Origin of the sequence: Hydrogenophaga sp. (assembly GCF_026125825.1) — a bacterium.
Lineage (GTDB): Bacteria > Pseudomonadota > Gammaproteobacteria > Burkholderiales > Burkholderiaceae_C > Hydrogenophaga.
The window spans coordinates 13,721-32,213 of the sequence record NZ_JAHCKK010000054.1; the positions used below are offsets into that span (position 1 = coordinate 13,721).

The following is an 18,493-nucleotide window of genomic DNA, read 5'->3' on the forward strand; positions in this document are numbered from 1 at the left end:
TTGGCGAATCAACTTCCGAATATCAGCGCTGACGGTGCTGCATCCAACGGCCGACTCTGGCCATCAACCCTGAGAAAACAGTGAACTTCATCCAGTCTTTGAAGGTCGGCCCTCGCCTGATCGCCGCCTTTCTTGTCATCAGCACCATCTGCGCCCTGGTGGGCGGCATCGGCATCTTCAACATGTCGAGGATCAACGACGAGGCCACCAAGATGTACACCCTGGAGTTGATGGGCCTCTCCCACATCAAGGAAGCCAACATCAACCTGGTCTACGCCGGGCGCGCCCGCTCCAACTTCATGCTGGCCACCAGCGAGGAAGAGCGCGCTTCGCACAAGGCGACCCTGGAGAAGAGCCTCAACGCCGCCGACGAGCTGCTGGACAAGGCCGCGCTTCTCTTCTATTCACCCAAGGCCAAGGACATGTTCGCCCAGGCCGAAGCCTCGCTGGCCGCCTACCGCCAGCACCTGAACACCGCCCTGAGCCTGGCCGCGCAGGACGCGCTGATGTCCACCCGCAGCGAGGCGCTGACCAAGGCGCTGGACGACGCGCGCATCGAGTCCACGAAGGTCGACGACCTGTTCACCGAGCTCTCGCGCATGAAGGAAGGCGCGGCCAGCAAGGCCAACGACCTGACGGACGAGCTCTACGCCACCAGCCTGACGATGATGCTGGCGCTGATCGTGGCGGCCGTGGGCATCGGCATGGTGCTGGGCCTGGTGATCGCCCGCTCCATCACACGGCCGCTCAACGAGGCCGTGCGCGTGGCGCAGACCGTGGCCGCCGGCGATCTGACCTCGCGCATCCAGGTCACCAGCACCGACGAAACCGGTCAGTTGCTCAGCGCGCTCAAGGCGATGAACAGCAGCCTGCTCAACATCGTGGGCAACGTGCGCTCCAGCTCCGAGTCGATTGCCACCGGCAGCACGCAGATCGCGATCGGCAACAACGACCTGAGCCAGCGCACCGAAGAGCAGGCGAGCAACCTCGAGCAGACCGCGGCCTCGATGGAGGAACTCACCTCCACGGTGCGCCAGAACTCGGAGACCGCCCGCCAGGCCAACCAGCTGGCCACGACGGCCAGCGAGGCGGCCATGCAGGGCGGCGACGTGGTGGGCCAGGTGGTGGGCACCATGCAGGACATCACCGAGAGTTCCAGGAAGATCGCCGACATCATCGGCGTGATTGACGGCATTGCCTTCCAGACCAACATCCTGGCGCTGAACGCGGCGGTGGAAGCCGCGCGGGCGGGCGAACAGGGCCGGGGCTTTGCCGTGGTGGCCGGCGAGGTGCGCAACCTCGCCCAGCGCAGCGCGGGCGCGGCCAAGGAAATCAAGCTCCTGATCAACGAGAGCGTGGAGAAGGTGGAAGCCGGCTCCCGGCTGGCCGACGACGCGGGCCGCAACATGGAGAGCATCGTGTCGCAGGTCAAGCGCGTGACGGACATGATCAGCGAGATCAGCGCGGCCGGTGTGGAGCAGTCGCAGGGCATCAGCCAGGTGAGCGATGCGGTGAACCAGCTCGATCAGGTCACGCAGCAGAACGCTGCGCTGGTCGAAGAAAGCGCCGCCGCCGCCGACAGCCTCAAGAGCCAGGCCGCCCGGCTGGCGGAGATCGTGGCGGTATTCAAGGTCTGATTTCTGCTAAGTGGTTGATGTGTAACGATTTTCAGGATATCGCCGCGGTCTCGACGGCCCCGCCAGCCCCGCGTTGGCGGGGCCGTCGTTTTTCAACCTGCCACAATTGGCCCCCTGGGCCTCGATGGTGAAATTGGTAGACACAGCGGACTTAAAATCCGCCGCCATCCTGAAAAGGGGCGTACCGGTTCGACCCCGGTTCGAGGCACCACCCCTAGGATTTTTGCGGTTTCGCCGCTACAGTGAGTTTCCATGACCCGATACAACGCGCCCTTCGAGATCCACGTGCACGGCGACGTGCCGTTGCGCGAGGATGTGGCCTACGGCCAGATTCAGGATGCGCTCAAGCCCTTGTGGCACTACGCCGGCGCCCGCTCGCTGGCGGCGGCCGCCGAGAGCAGCTACGAAGACGAGCCGGGCATCCGTTTCGATGCCGAGGCGCATGTGCTGCAGATCTGCTGGACGGTGCCCGGCGACGAGGATTTCCGCCAGGTGATCGAGGAAGCCTGCATGGGCCTGAACGACATCGCCTCGGCCGGTGCGCCGCTGGAAGTCTCGTTCTACGACGCCGAGTACGACGAGGAGGACGGTGCTTCCGACGAGGAGGCGCGCGACGACTTCCTGATGTGCTTCGTGGGCCCCACGCCCGCGGCCATCATGCAGGTGCAGCGCGATCTGCTGGTGCAGGACGTGCTTCACGTCATGGAGCGCCACTTCGATCAGGCCGAGCTGGGCGAGGTCGTGGGGGCGATCGACAAGCTGTTCAACCAGCGCTTCGAGTCGCTGGTGAATTCCATGCAGCTGGGCAAGCCGCCGCGCGGCCACGGGGGCCCTTCGGGCCACGGCGGTCCGCGCAAGCCGCGTCACCTGCACTGACGGCCCGGTCACGGGCACGTAATAGACTCCCGAGCGCGAGCACCTGAGCCTCGCCCTCTGGAGTCGACATGGCCTTTTTCTCCACCGATGCCCTGAACCCCGGCGTGCGCAAGCGCGAGGTGTTCGGCTGGGCCATGTTCGACTTCGCCAATTCCGGCTACACCACGGTGGTGATCACCGCGGTGTTCGCGGCGTATTTCGTGGGGGCGGTGGCCGGTGGTGCCGAATGGGCGACCTTCGCCTGGACGCTGGCCCTGAGCATTTCGCACCTGATCGTGATGTTCACCATCCCGGCCATGGGCGCCTGGGCCGACCGCCACGCCGCCAAGAAGCGGCTGCTCATGATGACCACCCTGGGCTGCGTGCTGGCCACGGCCGCGCTGGGGCTGGTGGGGCCGGGGGCCGTGGTGCTGGGCATGGTGCTCATCGTCGTGTCCAACGTGTTCTTTGCCTGGGGCGAGTCGCTCGTTGCCGCGTTCCTGCCCGAACTGGCCCGGCCGGCGGCCATGGGCCGGGTGAGCGGCTGGGGCTGGAGCCTGGGCTACGTGGGCGGCATGCTGGCGCTGGGGCTGAGCCTGGGCTATGTGCTGTGGGCCCAGGCGCAGGGCCAGAAGGCCGAGCAGTTCGTGCCGGTGACGATGGGGATCACGGCGGCGGTCTTCGCCGTGGCGGCCCTGTTCACGCTGGCGTTGCTGCGCGAGCGCGCGCAGCCGCAGACCGGGCCCGCCGGGGTGGCGGGGTGGCGTGAATCGCTGCGCCAGCTGCACCGCACCTTCCAGCAGGCGCGCCGCTACCGGGACTTCATGTGGCTGCTGGCCTGTGTGGCGGCCTACCAGGGCGGCGTGGCCGTGGCCATCACGCTGGCGGCGATCTACGCCGAGCAGGTGATCGGCTTCGTGCAGCAGGAGACCATGGTGCTGATCTTCGTGCTCAACATCGCGGCCGCGCTCGGCGCCCTGGCCTTTGGCTATTGGCAGGACCGCCTGGGCCACAAGCTCGCGCTGGGCATCACGCTGGTGGGCTGGGTGGCGACGTGCATCATCGCGGCGCTGACCACCACCAAGGGCGGCTTCTGGTACGCCGCGGCCATCGCGGGGGTGTGCATGGGCGCGAGCCAGTCTTCGGGCCGGGCCATGGCCGGCATGCTGGCGCCGCCGGCGCAGCTGGCCGAATTCTTCGGCCTGTGGACCTTCGCCACGCGGGTGGCCAGCATCATCGGCCCGCTGAGCTACGGTGCCATCACCTGGATGACCGGGGGCAACCAGCGCCTGGCGATCGGTTTCACGGCGGTGCTGTTCGTGGCCGGCCTGGCCTTGCTGATGCCGGTGAACATGCAGCGCGGGCGCGCGGCCGCGATGCAGGGCAGCTGATCAGGCTGCGAGGGCGCGCGCTTGCACGCCCAGGCCCAGCCAGCGCCGGGCGGCGTCGGCCAGGGCCGAGGGCTGGCCGCTGGACAGCAGCACCGGCGGCACGGCGGGCGCGCCTGAGTGCACGGGCAGGCCCAGCACCTCGCGCGTGCGGCGCGCGACGGGAACACCCGTGTCCACCAACGTCACGTCGGGGCCGCACAGGCGGCCCAGCAGTTCGGCCGCGAACGGGTAGTGCGTGCAGCCGAGCACCAGGGTGTCGATGGGTGGGCTGCCATGGGGGCTTTGCAGCAGCGCCTGCACATAGCGCGTGCCCAAGGCTTCGATGGTGGGCAGGTCGTGCCGCTCGATGGCCGCTGCCAGGCCGTCGCAGGGCTGGCAGCTGAATTGCAAGGGCCGCGGCGCGGTGGCCACCAACCGGTCGCGCAACTGCGCGAAGCGCGCGCTCTGGAGCGTGCCGCGCGTGGCCAGCACGCCGATGCCGCCGCTGCGGCTCAGGGCCGCGGCGGGCTTGAGGGCGGGCTCCACCCCCACGATGGGCATCTCGGGGTAGGCCTTGCGCAGGTCGTCGATGGCGTGGGCCGTGGCGGTGTTGCAGGCCACCACCAGGGCGTCGATGCCGTGTTGCTCGCGCAGCTGCGCGGTGATGCGGTGCGTGCGCGCCGACACGTCCTGCGCCGTGCGCTCGCCGTAGGGCGCGTGGGCGCTGTCGGCGGCATAGACGAAGCGCGTGCCGGGCAGTTCGGCGAGCAGGGCCCGCAGCACGCTCAGGCCGCCGACCCCGCTGTCGAACACACCGACGGTTTTCAAGCGGCGGCGACCTCGATGCCCTTGAACTCGCCGGTGGCGATGCGCTTTTGCCACTCGGCCGGGCCAGTGATGTGCGCGCTGGTGCCGCCGGCGTCCACGGCCACGGTCACGGGCATGTCGACCACGTCGAATTCGTAGATGGCTTCCATGCCCAGGTCGGCAAAGCCCAGCACCTTGGCGGTCTTGATGGCTTTGGAGACCAGGTAGGCCGCGCCGCCCACGGCCATGAGGTAGGCGCTCTGGTGTTTCTTGATGGCCTCGATGGCGACCGGGCCGCGCTCGGACTTGCCGATCATCGCGATCAGGCCGGTTTCAGCCAGCATCATCTCGGTGAAGCCGTCCATGCGGGTGGCGGTGGTGGGGCCTGCCGGGCCGACGGCCTCGTCGCGCACCGGATCGACCGGGCCCACGTAGTAGATGACGCGGTTGGTGAAGTCCACCGGCAGCTTCTCGCCCTTGGCCAGCATGTCCTTGATGCGCTTGTGCGCGGCGTCGCGGCCGGTGAGCATCTTGCCGTTGAGCAGCAAGGTGTCGCCCGGCTTCCAGCTGGCGACTTCTGCCTTGGTCAGCGTGTTGAGGTCCACGCGCTTGCTCTTTTGCGTGTCGGGCACCCAGTTCACGTTGGGCCAGAGGTCCAGGCTCGGCGCCTCCAGGTAGACCGGGCCGCTGCCGTCCATCACGAAGTGCGCGTGGCGCGTGGCCGCGCAGTTGGGGATCATGGCCACGGGCTTGCTGGCCGCGTGCGTGGGGTACATCTTGATCTTGACGTCGAGCACGGTGGTCAGGCCGCCCAGGCCTTGCGCGCCGATGCCCAGGGCGTTGACCTTCTCGTACAGCTCCAGCCGGAGTTCCTCGACCTGGTCGAGCTTCTCGCCCCGGGCGGATTTGGCCTGCAACTCGTACATGTCGATGTCGTCCATCAGGCTTTCCTTGGCCATCAGCACCGCCTTCTCGGCCGTGCCGCCGATGCCGATGCCCAGCATGCCCGGGGGGCACCAGCCCGCGCCCATGGTGGGCACGGTCTTGAGCACCCAGTCGACCACCGAGTCGCCGGGGTTGAGCATGATCATCTTGCTTTTGTTTTCGCTGCCACCGCCCTTGGCGGCCACGGTCACTTCCACGGTGTCGCCGGGCACCAGCTCGGTGACGATCACGGCGGGCGTGTTGTCCTTGGTGTTCTTGCGGGCGAACTGAGGGTCTGCCACGACCGAGGCGCGCAGCGTGTTGTCGGGGTGGTTGTAGCCGCGGCGCACGCCTTCGTTGATGGCGTCTTCCAGGCCGCCGGTGAAGCCTTCCCAGCGCACGTTCATGCCGACCTTGAGGAAGACGTTGACGATGCCGGTGTCCTGGCAGATCGGGCGCTGGCCGGTGGCGCTCATCTTGCTGTTGGTCAGGATCTGCGCGATGGCGTCCTTGGCCGCTGGGCTCTGCTCGCGCTGGTAGGCACGGGCGAGGTGGGCGATGTAGTCGGCGGGGTGGTAGTAGCTGATGTACTGCAGCGCGGCCGCGATGGATTCGATGAGGTCGGCCTGGCGGATGGTGGTCGTCATGGTGTCGTGGGCGTTGGGTGCAAATCGTGTCGGCGGCCGGGGCAGGGCTTCAAGAGGCCATGGGATGAGAATGGCTTTCGTTGGAGCTATGCTGGTAGACCTTGGGGCAGAGGCTGTCCCAAGCCCTCTATTTTGACAGGTCAGGCCACCCCATGAACACCCGTCCGGACACCCGCAGCGAACGCGACACCTTCGGCCCCATCGATGTCCCGGCCGCGCGGCTCTGGGGCGCGCAGACGCAGCGCTCGCTGCAGAACTTCGACATCTCGGGCGAGCGCCAGCCGCGCGAGATGATCCGCGCGCTGGCGCAGGTCAAGCGCGCTTCGGCGGTGGTCAACCATGCGCTGGGCCTGCAGGACGAGAAGAAGACCCGGGCCATCGCGCAGGCGGCCGACGAGGTGATTGCCGGCGGCCACGAGGTGGAGTTCCCCCTGGTGGTGTGGCAGACCGGATCGGGCACGCAGACCAACATGAACGTGAACGAGGTGCTGGCCAACCGCGCCAGCGAGCTGCTGGGCGGCGAGCGTGGCGAGGGGCGCCTGGTGCACCCCAACGACGATGTGAACCGCAGCCAGTCGAGCAACGACGTGTTCCCAACCGCCATGCACGTGGCGGCGGTGGAGGCCCTCACGCACCGCCTGCTGCCGGCGCTGGCGCTGCTGCGCGGCACGCTGGAGAAGAAGGCGCGCGACTTCGACGGCATCGTCAAGATCGGCCGCACCCATTTGCAGGACGCCACGCCGCTCACGCTGGGGCAGGAGTTCTCGGGCTGGGTGGCGCAGCTCGCCCATGGCGAGGCGCATGTGCGCGCGGCCCTGCCGCACCTGTGCGAGCTGGCGCTGGGCGGCACGGCGGTGGGCACCGGCCTGAACGCGCCCAAGGGCTATGCCGAGCAGGTGGCGGCCGAGCTGGCCCGCCTCACGGGTCTGCCCTTCGTCACCGCGCCCAACAAGTTCGAGGCCATGGCCAGCGTCGATGCCCTGGTGCACGCGCACGGCGCGCTCAAGACGCTCGCGGCCAGCCTCATGAAGATTGCCAACGACGTGCGCTGGCTGGCCAGCGGACCGCGCAGCGGCATCGGCGAGCTCAGCATCCCCGAGAACGAGCCCGGCTCGTCCATCATGCCGGGCAAGGTCAACCCGACGCAGAGCGAGGCCGTGACCATGCTGGCGGCCCAGGTGTTCGGCAACGACGTGGCGATCAACTTCGGCGGGGCCTCGGGCAACTTCGAGCTCAACGTGTTCCGACCCATGGTGGCGAACAACTTCCTGCAGAGCGTGCGCCTGCTGGCCGACGGCATGAGGAGCTTCAACGACCATTGCGCGGCCGGCATCGAGCCCAACCTCGCCCGCATCACCGAGCTGGTGGACCGCTCGCTGATGCTGGTGACGGCGCTGAACACGCACATCGGCTACGACAAGGCCGCCCAGATCGCCAAGAAGGCGCACAAGGAGGGCACCACGCTGCGCGAGGCCGCGCTGGCGCTGGGCCATGTGACGGCCGAGCAGTTCGACCAGTGGGTGGTGCCGGAGAAGATGACCGGGCGCTGAGCGCTACGATGGGGCCATGATCCCTTTCCCCTGGCGCACCAGTTTCCTCGTCGATCCTTTCGCCAGTTTCACGCTCGCCATCCTGCTGCTCTTCGTCGGCAAGTGGCTCACGCAGCGCCACGTCTGGCTGCAGCGTTACAACATCCCGGAGGCCGTGGTGGGCGGCATGGTGTGCGCGCTGGTGGTGTGCTCGCTGTACTACGCACTGGACGTGCGGGTGGTGTTCGAGCTGGGCGCGCGCGACATGCTGCTGCTGTACTTCTTCGCTGCCATCGGCCTGGGCACGGATGTGCGCACCCTGCGCGAGGGTGGCCGCTCGCTGGTGGTGCTGCTGCTGTTGGCCACGGGCTTCATGCTGCTGCAGAACGGTGTCGGCATGGCCGCGGCCAGCGCGTTCGGCATGGACGCGCGCGCGGGCCTCATGGCCGGCTCGATCTCGCTCACCGGCGGTGTGGGCACGACGCTGGCCTGGACGCCGCATTTCGTGGACCGCCTGGGCATTGCCAACGCGGGCGAGCTGGGCCTGGCGGCCAACATGGTGGGCATGGTCTCGGCCTGTCTGGTGGGCGGGCCGCTGGCGGCCTGGCTCATGCGGCGCCATCGCATCGTGGCCTCGGGCGCGGCCGACGTGGAGGTCGGCACGCGCTACCAGGACGAGGCCCACCTGCGGCTCGACTACCACGGCGTGCTGATGGCCCTGCTGTGGCTCAACCTCGCGCTCATGCTGGGGCAGGGCGTCAACGAACTGTTCGCCCTCACCGGGCTGCACCTGCCCTCTTTCGTGGGCTGCCTCATGGCGGGCATCGGCCTGCGCAGCGCCGGCCAGTGGCTGGCGCCCGAGGGCGGGCGCCTCTGGAACTGGCCGAGCATGCGGCTGGGGGTGGCGCTGATCTCCGACGTCTGCCTCGGTCTGTTCCTCACCATGGCGCTCATGGGCCTGCGCCTGTGGGAACTGGAGCCGGTGCTGGGTTTCATGGCCGTGACCATGGCGCTGCAGGTGCTGCTGGCGGTGGCGTTCACGGCCTTCGTCGTGTTCCGCTTCATGGGGCGCGACTACGAAGCGGCCGTCATCTGCTCGGGGTTCGGCGGCATCGCCCTGGGCTCGACCGCGACGGCCATCGCCAACATGAGCGCGGTGGTGCGGGCCTACGGCGCGGCGCCCCGGGCCTTCATCGTGGTGCCGCTGGTGTGCGGCTTCTTCATCGACCTGGTCAACGCGCTGGTGATCGGCCTGCTGGCGCGCTGAACGCATGAAAAAGGCCCGGCAAGCCGGGCCTTTCCAGAGGGGCAGGCGTCAGCGCTTCGCAGCCGCCATGGCCTGCGCGATCCAGCCGTCGAAGGTCTTCTGGTGGGCCTTGATCCAGGCGTCGGTGTGGCGCTCCACGTCCTGCGGCTTGTTCTGGCCCTCGCGCATGCGCAGGTTCTGGGCGTTGATGTCGGCCACGGGCAATGCCATCACCTCGAACAGCCGCGCCGCGGCGGGGTTCTGCTCGGTGAATGCCCGATTGGCCACGATGCGCTGTGTGTTGAGCACAAAGCCGTAGTTCTGGCCGTTGGGCAGCTGGGTGTCGAGCTTGGCCTGTTCCCCGGGGAGCGACGAAAACGGCACCTGCAGCCACACCACCTCCTGGCCGGGGCGCAGCACGCCGCTGACCCAGTAAGGCGTCCAGGTGTAGTACAGCACCGGCTGGCCCTGCTTGAGGCGGGTGATGGTGTCGGCGATCAGGGCGGCGTAGCTGCCCTGCTGGTGCGTGACTGTCTCGCGCAGCTTGTAGGCGTCGAGGTGGTGCTCGATCACCGCCTCGCAGCCCCAGCCGGGGTTGCAGCCCGTGAGGTCGGCCTTGCCGTCGCCGTTGTGGTCGAACAGCTTGGCGATGGCGGGGTCCTTGAGCTGGTCCACGCGCGTGATCTTGTGGGCGTCGGCGGTCTTCTTGTCGATGAGGTAGCCCTGGGCTGCGCCGGGCGAGTAGGCGCCCTGGCGATAGAGCTTGGCGTCGCCACCGGCGTTCTTGTAGAAGTCTGCGTGCAGCGGGTCCCAGTGGTCGGCCATGAAGGTGGCGTCGCCGTTGGCGATGGCGACGTGGGCGGTGGGGTACTCCACTTCCTTGATCGGCTTGACGTCGTAGCCCAGCTTGGCCAGCGCGCGCGACACCAGCAGCGTCTGGAACGTCTCTTCGGCAATCGAGCTTTGCAGCGGCTGCACGGCAATGCCCTGGCCGGGGAGTTTCTGGGCCTGGGCCGGGCCGGCCAGGGCGAAGGCCATGAGGCCGCCGCCAAGCAGATGTCGCCACAAAGGGGTGGGCGTGTGGAAGGTCATCGGTTTCCTTTCGATGGTGGGTTGGAGGGCCTGGGCGCGAGCGCTCAGGAGGTGGAAAGGGGGGTGGTGGAGGGCGGCGCGTGGCGCGCCGGCGCGGGGCGCAGCAGCCGCACGAGCAGGCCGGCAGGGCCTTGCTGCCACCAGTGGCGGGCGCCCCGGCCGGGCCGGCCCAGGGCCTGGGTGATGCGGTCCAGCGCGATGGCCAGCAGCACGATGCCCAGGCCGCCGACGGTGGCCATGCCCATGTCCAGGCGGCCGATGCCGCGCAGCACCATCTGCCCCAGGCCGCCGACGGCGATCATCGAAGCGATGACCACCATGGACAGCGAGAGCATCAGCGCCTGGTTGATGCCGGCCATGATGGAGGGCAGGGCCAGCGGCAACTGCACCTTGGCCAGCATCTGCCAGCGCGAGGCGCCATAGGCGCGCGCCGCTTCGATCAGGTCGGGCCGCACCTGGCGGATGCCCAGGTCCGTCAACCGCACCAGCGGGGGCAGGGCAAAGACGATGGTGACGATGACGCCGGGCACGTTGCCGATGCCAAACAGCATCACCACCGGCACCAGGTAGACGAAGGCCGGCGTGGTCTGCATGGCGTCGAGCACCGGGCGCAGCAGGCGCTGGGTGCGGTCGCTGCTGGCCAGCAGGATGCCCAGCGGCAGGCCGATGACGATGCAGAACACCAGCGAGGTCAGCACCAGCGAGAGCGTGACCATCGCCTCGGCCCAGATGCCCAGCATGCCCACCAGCAGCATGGAGACCACGGTGCCGATGGCGATGGCGCGGCCGGCAAATTGCCAGGCCAGCAGGCCCATCAGGGCGACCATGGCCAGCATGGGCACGCTCAGCAGCAGCTGCTCCACGCCGGTGAGCGTGGTGTCGATGGGCGCGCGCACGGTCTGGAAGAACGGGCGGAAATGGTCCACCGTCCAGCTCAGCGCGTCGTTGATCCAGTTCTCCACGGGCAAGGAGCCGTCCCAAAGCTGGCTGAGCCGAAGGCCTTCGTCGCCCATCGGGGTGGTGCCATCGGTGAGCGCCGTGGTGTCGAGCCAGTTGTCGCTGGCAGGCGCGGTGGATGCGCCCCAGGCATCGGTGGTGGCGGTGGGGCCTGCGGTGGTGTCGATGTCGGTGTCGTTCATGGTGTGTGCTCTTTCCAGTGAAGGCGGTCTCAGGCCGCGGCGCGGTCCAGGAACTTCAGCAGCGTGTTCTTGCTGATGGCGCCGCGGTAGCGGCCGTGGGCGTCCACGACGGGCAGGGGGTAGGGCGCGTTCGCGGCCTGTCCGAAGAGTTCGGCCACCGGGTGGGCCGCCTGGACCACCTGCACATCGGGCAGGTAGGCGCGCGAGAGGCCCAGCGGGCCATCGTGGTCCTGCAAGGCGTGGCGCAGGGAGTCCGCCGAGACCAGGCCGAGGTAGCGCTGGTCGGGGCTGACGACGTAGGCCCAGTCGCGGTCCTTGTCTTCCAGCAGCTTGAGCGCGGCGCGCGCGCCCTTGTTCGGGTGCTCGGCGACCACGACTTGGGTCTGGCGCGCGATGTCGCCGGCCTTGAACACCGCCGCCGCGTCCACGCCGCGCACAAAGTTGCGCACGTAGTCGTCGGCTGGCTGGCGCAGGATGTCTTCGGGCGTGCCGACCTGAACCACCTGGCCGTCCTTCATGATGGCGATGCGGTCGCCGATGCGCATCGCCTCGTCGAGGTCGTGCGAGATGAAGACGATGGTGCGGCGCCGGACCTGCTGCAGCCGCAGCAGTTCGCTCTGCATCTCGGTGCGGATGATCGGGTCCAGCGCCGAGAAGGCCTCGTCCATCAGCAGGATGGACGGGTCGCTGGCCAGCGCGCGCGCCAGGCCCACGCGCTGCTGCATGCCGCCGGAGAGCTCGTCGGGGTAGCTGTCGCCCCAGCCAGCCAGGCCCACCTGCTCCAGCGCCTGATCGGCCAGCGCCAGGCGCTGCGCGGGCTTGACGCCCGCCAGCTCCAGGCCGAACGCGGTGTTGTCGCGCACCGTCATGTGCGGCATCAGCGCGAACGACTGGAACACCATGCTGATGTCCTTGCGCCGCAGGGCGCGCAGGCCGGCGTCCGACAGGTCGTTGATGTTCTGGCCGTTGACCAGGATGCGGCCCGCCGTGGGCTCGATCAGCCGGTTGAGCAGGCGCACCAGCGTGGATTTGCCCGAGCCGGACAAGCCCATGATGACGAAGATCTCGCCGGCCTCGATCTCGAAATGGGCATCGAAGACCCCGATGGACTGCCCGGTATCGGCCAGGATCTCCTGTTTGCTGCGGCCTTCCTGGACGAGCTGGAGCGCGACCTCGGGCTGGTCGCCGAACACCTTGAAGACGTGTTCGATGGAAATGTGTTGGGCCATGGGTGGTGCTGCCTCCTGTGCAAGTTGGACAAGGCACCGCGAACGGTCTTGAAGCAGTGGGCACGCGCGCGCCCGACCGGGTCATCCAAGACCGCAGACAGACACTGACAGCGACGAATCGGCAAACCCAGCGCCTGCCATCACGCAAGCCCGGTCAGCGGGCCCTGTCTGGGGGGCTGGCACGGTGCGGGAGTGACGCGGCGACGAGGCCGGAAGACCGGCCATTGAAATCTCTGTGCCGCGACGGGATGCAGGGCGATCCGCGAGTAGCACATGAGCGCCACCCGGCCAGGGGCCGGATGGCTGAGGCGCTAATTATAACTTTTGTGCATGGATGGCCCATGCCGGGGTGCAGAAAACCCCAGGCTGCGCCCGAAGGCGCGCGGTCAGTGGCCGTTGTCCGCGGGGTGGGCCATGAGCCGGTCGGTCATGGCAATGGCCATGGCGCTGAGCAGGAAGACCACATGGATGATGGTCTGCCACATCAGGACCTTCACGTCGTAGTTGGCCGCGTTGATGAAGGTCTTGAGCAGGTGGATCGAACTGATGCCGATGATCGCCGTGGCCAGCTTCACCTTGAGCACCGAGGCGTTCACGTGGCTCAGCCACTCGGGCTGGTCGGGGTGGTTTTCCAGGTGCATGCGGCTCACGAAGGTCTCGTAGCCGCCCACGATGACCATGATCAGCAGGTTGGAGATCATCACCACATCGATCAGCGCGAGCACCACCAGCATGATGATGGTCTCGTTCAGGCCGGTGAGCTGCACGTCGCTCTTGTAGCCGATGCTGCTGACGAGCTTGGCCAGCGCCGCGTCGTTGCCGAATGCCGCCTCGATCAGATGAACCAGCTCGACCCAGAAATGGAAGACGTAGATGGCCTGTGCCGCGATCAGGCCGATGTAGAGCGGCAACTGCAGCCAGCGGCTGGCAAAAATCAGGTTGGGCAGCGCGCGGATCGGGGCTTGGACTTTGACGGGGTCGCTCATGGATGGTGACACAATGTGCCGAGCGCCCGGGATGGGCGGCCAGACGGCAGGCGGTATTGTAGGTCTGCGTCCTGTCCTGTAAGTGACTCGTAAGAGCCCTTGAGCACAGTCCCGGCCTGTCATCTGCCCACAACACTGAGGAGACTTTCATGTCCGCGCCTTCGTCGACGATCGAATCCACCCTGGTCGAAAACCGTGTCTTTGAGCCCTCGGCCGCCACCGTGAAGGCCGCGCGCGTCTCGGGCATGGAGGCTTACCAGGCGCTGTGCGCCGAGGCCGAGAAGGACTTTGAGGGCTTCTGGGCCCGCCTGGCGCGCGACACCCTGAGCTGGCACAAGCCCTTCACCAAGACGCTCGACAGCAGCCACGCGCCGTTCTACAAGTGGTTCGAGGATGGCGAACTCAACGCGTCGTACAACTGCCTGGACCGCCACATGGGCACGCCGGTCGAGAACAAGACCGCCATCATCTTCGAGGCCGACAACGGCGACGTGACCAAGGTCACCTACAAGGAACTGCTCGCCAAGGTCTCGCAGTTCGCCAACGCGCTCAAGGCGCGCGGTGTGAAGAAGGGCGACCGCGTCGTCATCTACATGCCCATGACGGTCGAAGGCGTGGTGGCCATGCAGGCCTGCGCGCGCATCGGCGCCACGCACAGCGTGGTGTTCGGCGGCTTCTCGGCCAAGGCCCTGCAGGAGCGCATCCAGGACGCGGGCGCCGTGGCCGTGATCACCGCCAACTACCAGTTGCGCGGCGGCAAGGAGTTGCCGCTCAAGGCCATCGTGGACGAAGGCATCGGCATGGGCGGCTGCGAATCGATCAAGAACGTGATCGTGTTCCAGCGCACCCCCACGGCCTGCAACATGGTCGCCGGCCGCGACACCTTCATGCACGAGGCCATGGCCGAACAGTCCACCAGTTGCCCGGCGGAGATGGTGGGCGCCGAGCATCCGCTGTTCGTGCTCTACACCTCGGGCTCGACTGGCAAGCCCAAGGGCGTGCAGCACAGCACCGGTGGCTACCTGCTGTGGGCACAGCTCACCATGAACTGGACCTTCGACCTGCGCCCCGAAGACATCTTCTGGTGCACGGCCGACATCGGCTGGATCACCGGCCACACCTACGTCACCTACGGCCCGCTGGCGGCTGGCGCCACGCAGGTCGTGTTCGAAGGTGTGCCCACCTACCCGAACGCCGGGCGCTTCTGGCAGATGATCGAGCGGCACAAGGTCACGATCTTCTACACCGCGCCCACGGCCATCCGCTCGCTGATCAAGGCCGCCGAAGGCGACGAAAAGGTCCACCCGGCGCGCTCCGATCTCTCCAGCCTGCGCCTGCTCGGTTCGGTGGGCGAGCCCATCAACCCCGAGGCCTGGATGTGGTACTACAAGCACGTCGGTGGCGAGCGCTGCCCCATCGTGGACACCTTCTGGCAGACCGAGACCGGCGGCCACATGATCACCCCGCTGCCTGGCGCCACGCCGCTGGTGCCGGGCTCGTGCACGCTGCCCCTGCCGGGCATTGCCGCGGCCATCGTCGATGAGGCGGGCAACGACGTGCCTCACGGCGCGGGCGGCATTCTGGTCGTGAAGAAACCCTGGCCCTCCATGATCCGCACCATCTGGGGCGATCCGGAGCGCTTCAAGAAGAGCTACTTCCCCGAAGAGCTCAGGGGCTACTACCTGGCGGGCGACGGGGCGGTGCGCAGCGCCGACCGGGGCTACTTCCGCATCACCGGGCGCATCGACGACGTGCTCAACGTCTCGGGCCACCGCATGGGCACCATGGAAATCGAGTCTGCGCTGGTGGGCAAGACGGACCTGGTGGCCGAAGCCGCGGTGGTGGGCCGCCCCGACGACCTCACCGGTGAGGCCATCGTGGCCTTCGTGGTGCTCAAGCGCGCCCGTCCGACCGGGGAAGAAGCCAAGGCCATCGCCAAGCAGCTGCGCGACTGGGTGGGCAAGGAAATCGGCCCGATCGCCAAGCCCAAGGACATCCGCTTCGGCGACAACCTGCCCAAAACCCGCAGCGGCAAAATCATGCGCCGCCTGCTGCGCTCCATCGCCAAGGGCGAGGCCATCACGCAGGACACCTCGACGCTGGAAAACCCGGCCATCCTCGAACAGCTGGCCGAGACCAACTGAGGCACCCAGGCCGGCGCCGCGCCGGCAATAAAAAACCCGCTGGAGGCCAGCGGGTTTTTTTGGGCGGTGATCGGGTGGCTTACTTGATGCTCAGCACCCAGGCCGCCAGCTTCTTGGCCTCGGCTTCGCTGACCTGCGGGTTGGGCGGCATGGGCACGGCGCCCCAGTTGCCCTTGCCCACTTCAGAGCCCTTGACAATCTTGGCGGCCAGCACGTCCACGGCCTTGGCATCCCCTGCGTACTTCTTGGCCACTTCCTTGTAGGCAGGGCCCACCAGCTTCTTGTCCACGGCATGGCAGGCCATGCAGTTCTTGCTCTTGGCGAGCGCTTCGTCGGCGATGGCCGGAGCGGCCAGGGTCGTCATGGCAGCCATAATCAGGAGAGCGCGTTTCATGGGGTGTCCTTGTCGGTGAATGCAGGTAAGTGTCACGCGGCCGATTCTACCGAGCCGCACCCGCCGAGAAACGAACGCTTACAGTTTCTTGCCCGCTTCACGGGGCCTTTACCGGAGTTTGTGATGTATTTGCTGATCGCAGGCGTCGTGCTGTCGTTGCTGAAGTGGCTGGAGTTCGGCGTGGTGGCCGAATGGTCCTGGTGGTGGGTGCTGTCGCCCTTCGCCCTGGCCGCTGCCTGGTGGGCCTGGGCCGACGCCAGCGGCTACACCAAGCGCAAGGCGATGGAGAGGATGGAACAGAAGAAGAAGGACCGCATCGACAAGCAGCGCGAGGCGCTGGGCATCAAGCCCAGGCGCCCCTCGCGCTGACCGCTTCGCCCCAGGGGCCTGCGGATCAGTAGTTGTCGAGCACGGCGCCCTTGCTGGCGCTGGCCGCATTGAAAGCGAACTTCGCCTGCACGCCGCGCGTGTAGCGCGGCGCGGGGGGCGTCCAGCCCTCGCGGCGCCGGGCGATTTCCGCCTCGGGCACGTTGAGTTCGAGCTTGAGCTGGTGGGCGTCGATGGTGATGGAGTCGCCTTCGTTCACGAAGGCGATCGTGCCACCCGCGGCGGCTTCGGGCGCCACGTGGCCCACCACCATGCCCCAGGTGCCGCCAGAGAAGCGGCCGTCGGTGATCAGGCCCACGCTTTCGCCCAGGCCCGCGCCAATGAGGGCGCCGGTGGGTGCCAGCATTTCGGGCATGCCGGGGCCGCCCTTAGGGCCCAGGTAGCGCAGCACCATCACGTCGCCCGCGACGATCTTGCCGTCCAGGATCGCCTGCAGCGCCGACTGCTCGTCGTCGAACACGCGCGCCGGGCCGGTGATGACCGGGTTCTTCAGGCCGGTGATCTTGGCCACCGCGCCCTCGGGCGAGAGGTTGCCCTTGAGGATGGCCAGGTGGCCTTCGGCGTACATGGGGTTGTCGATCGGGCGGATCACGTCCTGGTCGGCGCGCGGCGCATCGGGCACGTCCTTGAGCACCTCTTCAATCGTCTGGCCGGAGATGGTCAGGCAATCACCGTGCAGCAGGCCGGCCTTGAGCAGCACCTTCATCACTTGCGGAATGCCGCCGGCCTGGTGCAGGTCCACCGCGAGGTACTTGCCCGAGGGCTTGAGGTCGCACAGCACGGGGGTCTTCTTGCGGATGCGCTCGAAGTCGTCGATGGACCATTCCACGCCGGCCGCATGCGCGATGGCCAGGAAGTGCAGCACCGCGTTGGTGGAGCCGCCGGTGGCCATGATCACGGCCACGGCGTTCTCCAGCGACTTCTTGGTCACGATGTCGCGCGGCTTGATGTCTTTCTTGATCGCCTCGATCAGCACCCTGGCCGATTCCTTGGCCGAGTTCTGCTTCTCGTCGTGCGGGTTGGCCATGGTGCTGGAGTAGGGCAGCGACAGGCCCAGCGCCTCGAAGGACGAGGACATGGTGTTGGCGGTGTACATGCCGCCGCACGAGCCCGAGCCGGGGATGGCGCGCATCTCGATCTCGCGCAGGTCTTCGTCGCTCAGGTTGCCCGCGGCGTTCTGGCCCACGGCCTCGAACACGCTGACGATGTTGAGGTCCTGGCCCTTGTAGCGGCCGGGCAGGATGGTGCCGCCGTACACGTAGATGGCGGGCACGTTGGCGCGCAGCATGCCCATCATGCCGCCGGGCATGTTCTTGTCGCAGCCGCCCACGACGACCACGCCGTCCATCCACTGGCCTTGCACGCAGGTCTCGATGCAGTCGGAGATCACCTCGCGGCTGACCAGCGAGTACTTCATGCCCTCGGTGCCCATGGCCATGCCGTCGGAAATGGTGGGCGTGCCGAAGATCTGGGCGTTGCCGCCGGCTTCCTCGATGCCGGCCACGGCCGCGTCGGCCAGCTTCTGCAGGCCGCTGTTGCACGGCGTGATGGTGCTGTGGCCGTTGGCCACGCCCACCATGGGCTTCTTGAAGTCGCTTTCCTCGTAGCCCATGGCGTAGTACATGGAGCGGTTGGGTGCGCGCGACTTGCCTTGCGTGATGTTGGCGCTGCGGCTGTTGATGGGCTTGATGGAGATGGTTTTGCTGTCGGCCATGGGGGTCTCTTCGTGGGGGAGGGTGCGCGAAGTATGCGTCAGGCCCGCGCTCGTTTCCAATTGCTTTGGAGGCGTCCATTAATATGCGAGGCATATGAATGAGGCAAGCAAAACGCTGCGCATCGAATTGCGCCAGTGGCGCCAGTTCGCGGCGCTGGCCGAAGAGCTGCACTTCGGCCGGGCCGCCGCGCGCCTGCACATGACGCAGCCGCCGCTCACCCAGGCCATCGCCGGGCTGGAGCAGGCGCTGGGCGTGCGCCTGTTCGACCGCACCCGGCGCAGCGTGGCGCTCACGCCCGCTGGGCGCGCCCTGGTGCCCGAGGTGCGCGACCTGCTGGGCCGGGCGCAGGCCCTGCCCGAGCTGGCGCGCGCGGCCGCCGCCGGCGAGCTGGG

The 18,493-nt window shown here is 67.7% G+C and carries 16 protein-coding genes and 1 tRNA gene; 9 read left to right on the forward strand and 8 right to left on the reverse strand.

The features are described 5' to 3' along the window. Positions 1–80: 80 nt before the first annotated feature. The 4 genes from KIT86_RS16495 (at position 81) to KIT86_RS16510 (ending at position 3,883) form a co-directional block, all read left to right on the forward strand. Positions 81–1,637, forward strand: coding sequence for a methyl-accepting chemotaxis protein (locus tag KIT86_RS16495; protein ID WP_297400300.1), 1,557 nt, complete (start codon positions 81–83; stop codon positions 1,635–1,637). A 118-nt stretch (positions 1,638–1,755) separates the two neighbouring features. Continuing rightward, positions 1,756–1,848: transfer RNA gene (locus KIT86_RS16500), tRNA-Leu, on the forward strand. A 41-nt stretch (positions 1,849–1,889) separates the two neighbouring features. Beyond that, positions 1,890–2,513, forward strand: coding sequence for a DUF6806 family protein (locus KIT86_RS16505; RefSeq protein ID WP_297400302.1), 624 nt, complete (start codon positions 1,890–1,892; stop codon positions 2,511–2,513). 68 nt (positions 2,514–2,581) lie between these two features. Beyond that, entirely contained in the window at positions 2,582–3,883 is a 1,302-nt protein-coding gene (locus KIT86_RS16510; protein WP_297400304.1) for an MFS transporter, read from the forward strand. Here the strand turns inward: KIT86_RS16510 and murI are convergent, their stop codons facing one another. Continuing rightward, on the reverse strand, positions 3,884–4,690 hold the full coding sequence (murI, locus tag KIT86_RS16515; protein WP_297400306.1) for a glutamate racemase: 807 nt from the start codon (positions 4,688–4,690) through the stop codon (positions 3,884–3,886). Then, positions 4,687–6,240: a fumarate hydratase gene (locus KIT86_RS16520; RefSeq protein WP_297400308.1), complete on the reverse strand. Its 1,554-nt coding sequence runs from the start codon at positions 6,238–6,240 to the stop codon at positions 4,687–4,689. Before KIT86_RS16520 ends, murI begins: the two co-directional genes overlap by 4 nt. A 152-nt stretch (positions 6,241–6,392) precedes the next feature. Between KIT86_RS16520 and fumC the strand changes: the two genes are divergently transcribed. Further along, on the forward strand, positions 6,393–7,790 hold the full coding sequence (gene fumC, locus KIT86_RS16525; RefSeq protein ID WP_297400310.1) for a class II fumarate hydratase: 1,398 nt from the start codon (positions 6,393–6,395) through the stop codon (positions 7,788–7,790). A 16-nt stretch (positions 7,791–7,806) separates the two neighbouring features. Beyond that, positions 7,807–9,036 carry a sodium/glutamate symporter gene (gltS, locus tag KIT86_RS16530; protein WP_297400312.1) on the forward strand — a complete coding sequence of 410 codons (1,230 nt, stop codon included), beginning with the start codon at positions 7,807–7,809 and terminating at the stop codon, positions 9,034–9,036. Positions 9,037–9,084: 48 nt separating this feature from the next. Here the strand turns inward: gltS and proX are convergent, their stop codons facing one another. The 4 genes from proX to KIT86_RS16550 form a co-directional block, all read right to left on the reverse strand. After that, on the reverse strand, positions 9,085–10,053 hold the full coding sequence (gene proX, locus KIT86_RS16535) for a glycine betaine/L-proline ABC transporter substrate-binding protein ProX (RefSeq protein WP_297400332.1): 969 nt from the start codon (positions 10,051–10,053) through the stop codon (positions 9,085–9,087). 98 nt (positions 10,054–10,151) lie between these two features. Beyond that, positions 10,152–11,246 (reverse strand): glycine betaine/L-proline ABC transporter permease ProW, encoded by a 1,095-nt coding sequence (gene proW, locus KIT86_RS16540; protein WP_297400314.1) that lies wholly within the window; start codon positions 11,244–11,246, stop codon positions 10,152–10,154. Positions 11,247–11,275: 29 nt separating this feature from the next. Then, the gene (proV, locus tag KIT86_RS16545; protein WP_297400316.1) at positions 11,276–12,475 is read right to left on the reverse strand and encodes a glycine betaine/L-proline ABC transporter ATP-binding protein ProV; all 1,200 of its coding nucleotides are present in this window, start codon (positions 12,473–12,475) and stop codon (positions 11,276–11,278) included. 386 nt (positions 12,476–12,861) lie between these two features. Beyond that, positions 12,862–13,461 carry a YqhA family protein gene (locus KIT86_RS16550; RefSeq protein WP_297400318.1) on the reverse strand — a complete coding sequence of 200 codons (600 nt, stop codon included), beginning with the start codon at positions 13,459–13,461 and terminating at the stop codon, positions 12,862–12,864. Positions 13,462–13,610: 149 nt separating this feature from the next. Here KIT86_RS16550 and acs point away from each other — a divergent pair, with 149 nt between their 5' ends. Further along, on the forward strand, positions 13,611–15,605 hold the full coding sequence (gene acs / locus KIT86_RS16555; RefSeq protein WP_297400320.1) for an acetate--CoA ligase: 1,995 nt from the start codon (positions 13,611–13,613) through the stop codon (positions 15,603–15,605). 79 nt (positions 15,606–15,684) lie between these two features. Here the strand turns inward: acs and KIT86_RS16560 are convergent, their stop codons facing one another. Then, the gene (locus tag KIT86_RS16560; protein ID WP_297400322.1) at positions 15,685–15,999 is read right to left on the reverse strand and encodes a c-type cytochrome; all 315 of its coding nucleotides are present in this window, start codon (positions 15,997–15,999) and stop codon (positions 15,685–15,687) included. A 123-nt stretch (positions 16,000–16,122) separates the two neighbouring features. Between KIT86_RS16560 and KIT86_RS16565 the strand changes: the two genes are divergently transcribed. Beyond that, positions 16,123–16,368, forward strand: a complete 246-nt coding sequence (locus KIT86_RS16565) for a TIGR04438 family Trp-rich protein (RefSeq protein ID WP_297400324.1) — start codon at positions 16,123–16,125, stop codon at positions 16,366–16,368. A 25-nt stretch (positions 16,369–16,393) separates the two neighbouring features. Here the strand turns inward: KIT86_RS16565 and ilvD are convergent, their stop codons facing one another. Then, positions 16,394–18,100 carry a dihydroxy-acid dehydratase gene (gene ilvD / locus KIT86_RS16570; RefSeq protein WP_297400326.1) on the reverse strand — a complete coding sequence of 569 codons (1,707 nt, stop codon included), beginning with the start codon at positions 18,098–18,100 and terminating at the stop codon, positions 16,394–16,396. 94 nt (positions 18,101–18,194) lie between these two features. On the opposite strand from ilvD, the gene KIT86_RS16575 reads away from it, so the two are divergent. Next, positions 18,195–18,493, forward strand: a 299-nt coding sequence (locus KIT86_RS16575) for a LysR family transcriptional regulator (protein WP_297400328.1), incomplete at its 3' end; no start/stop codon positions are given.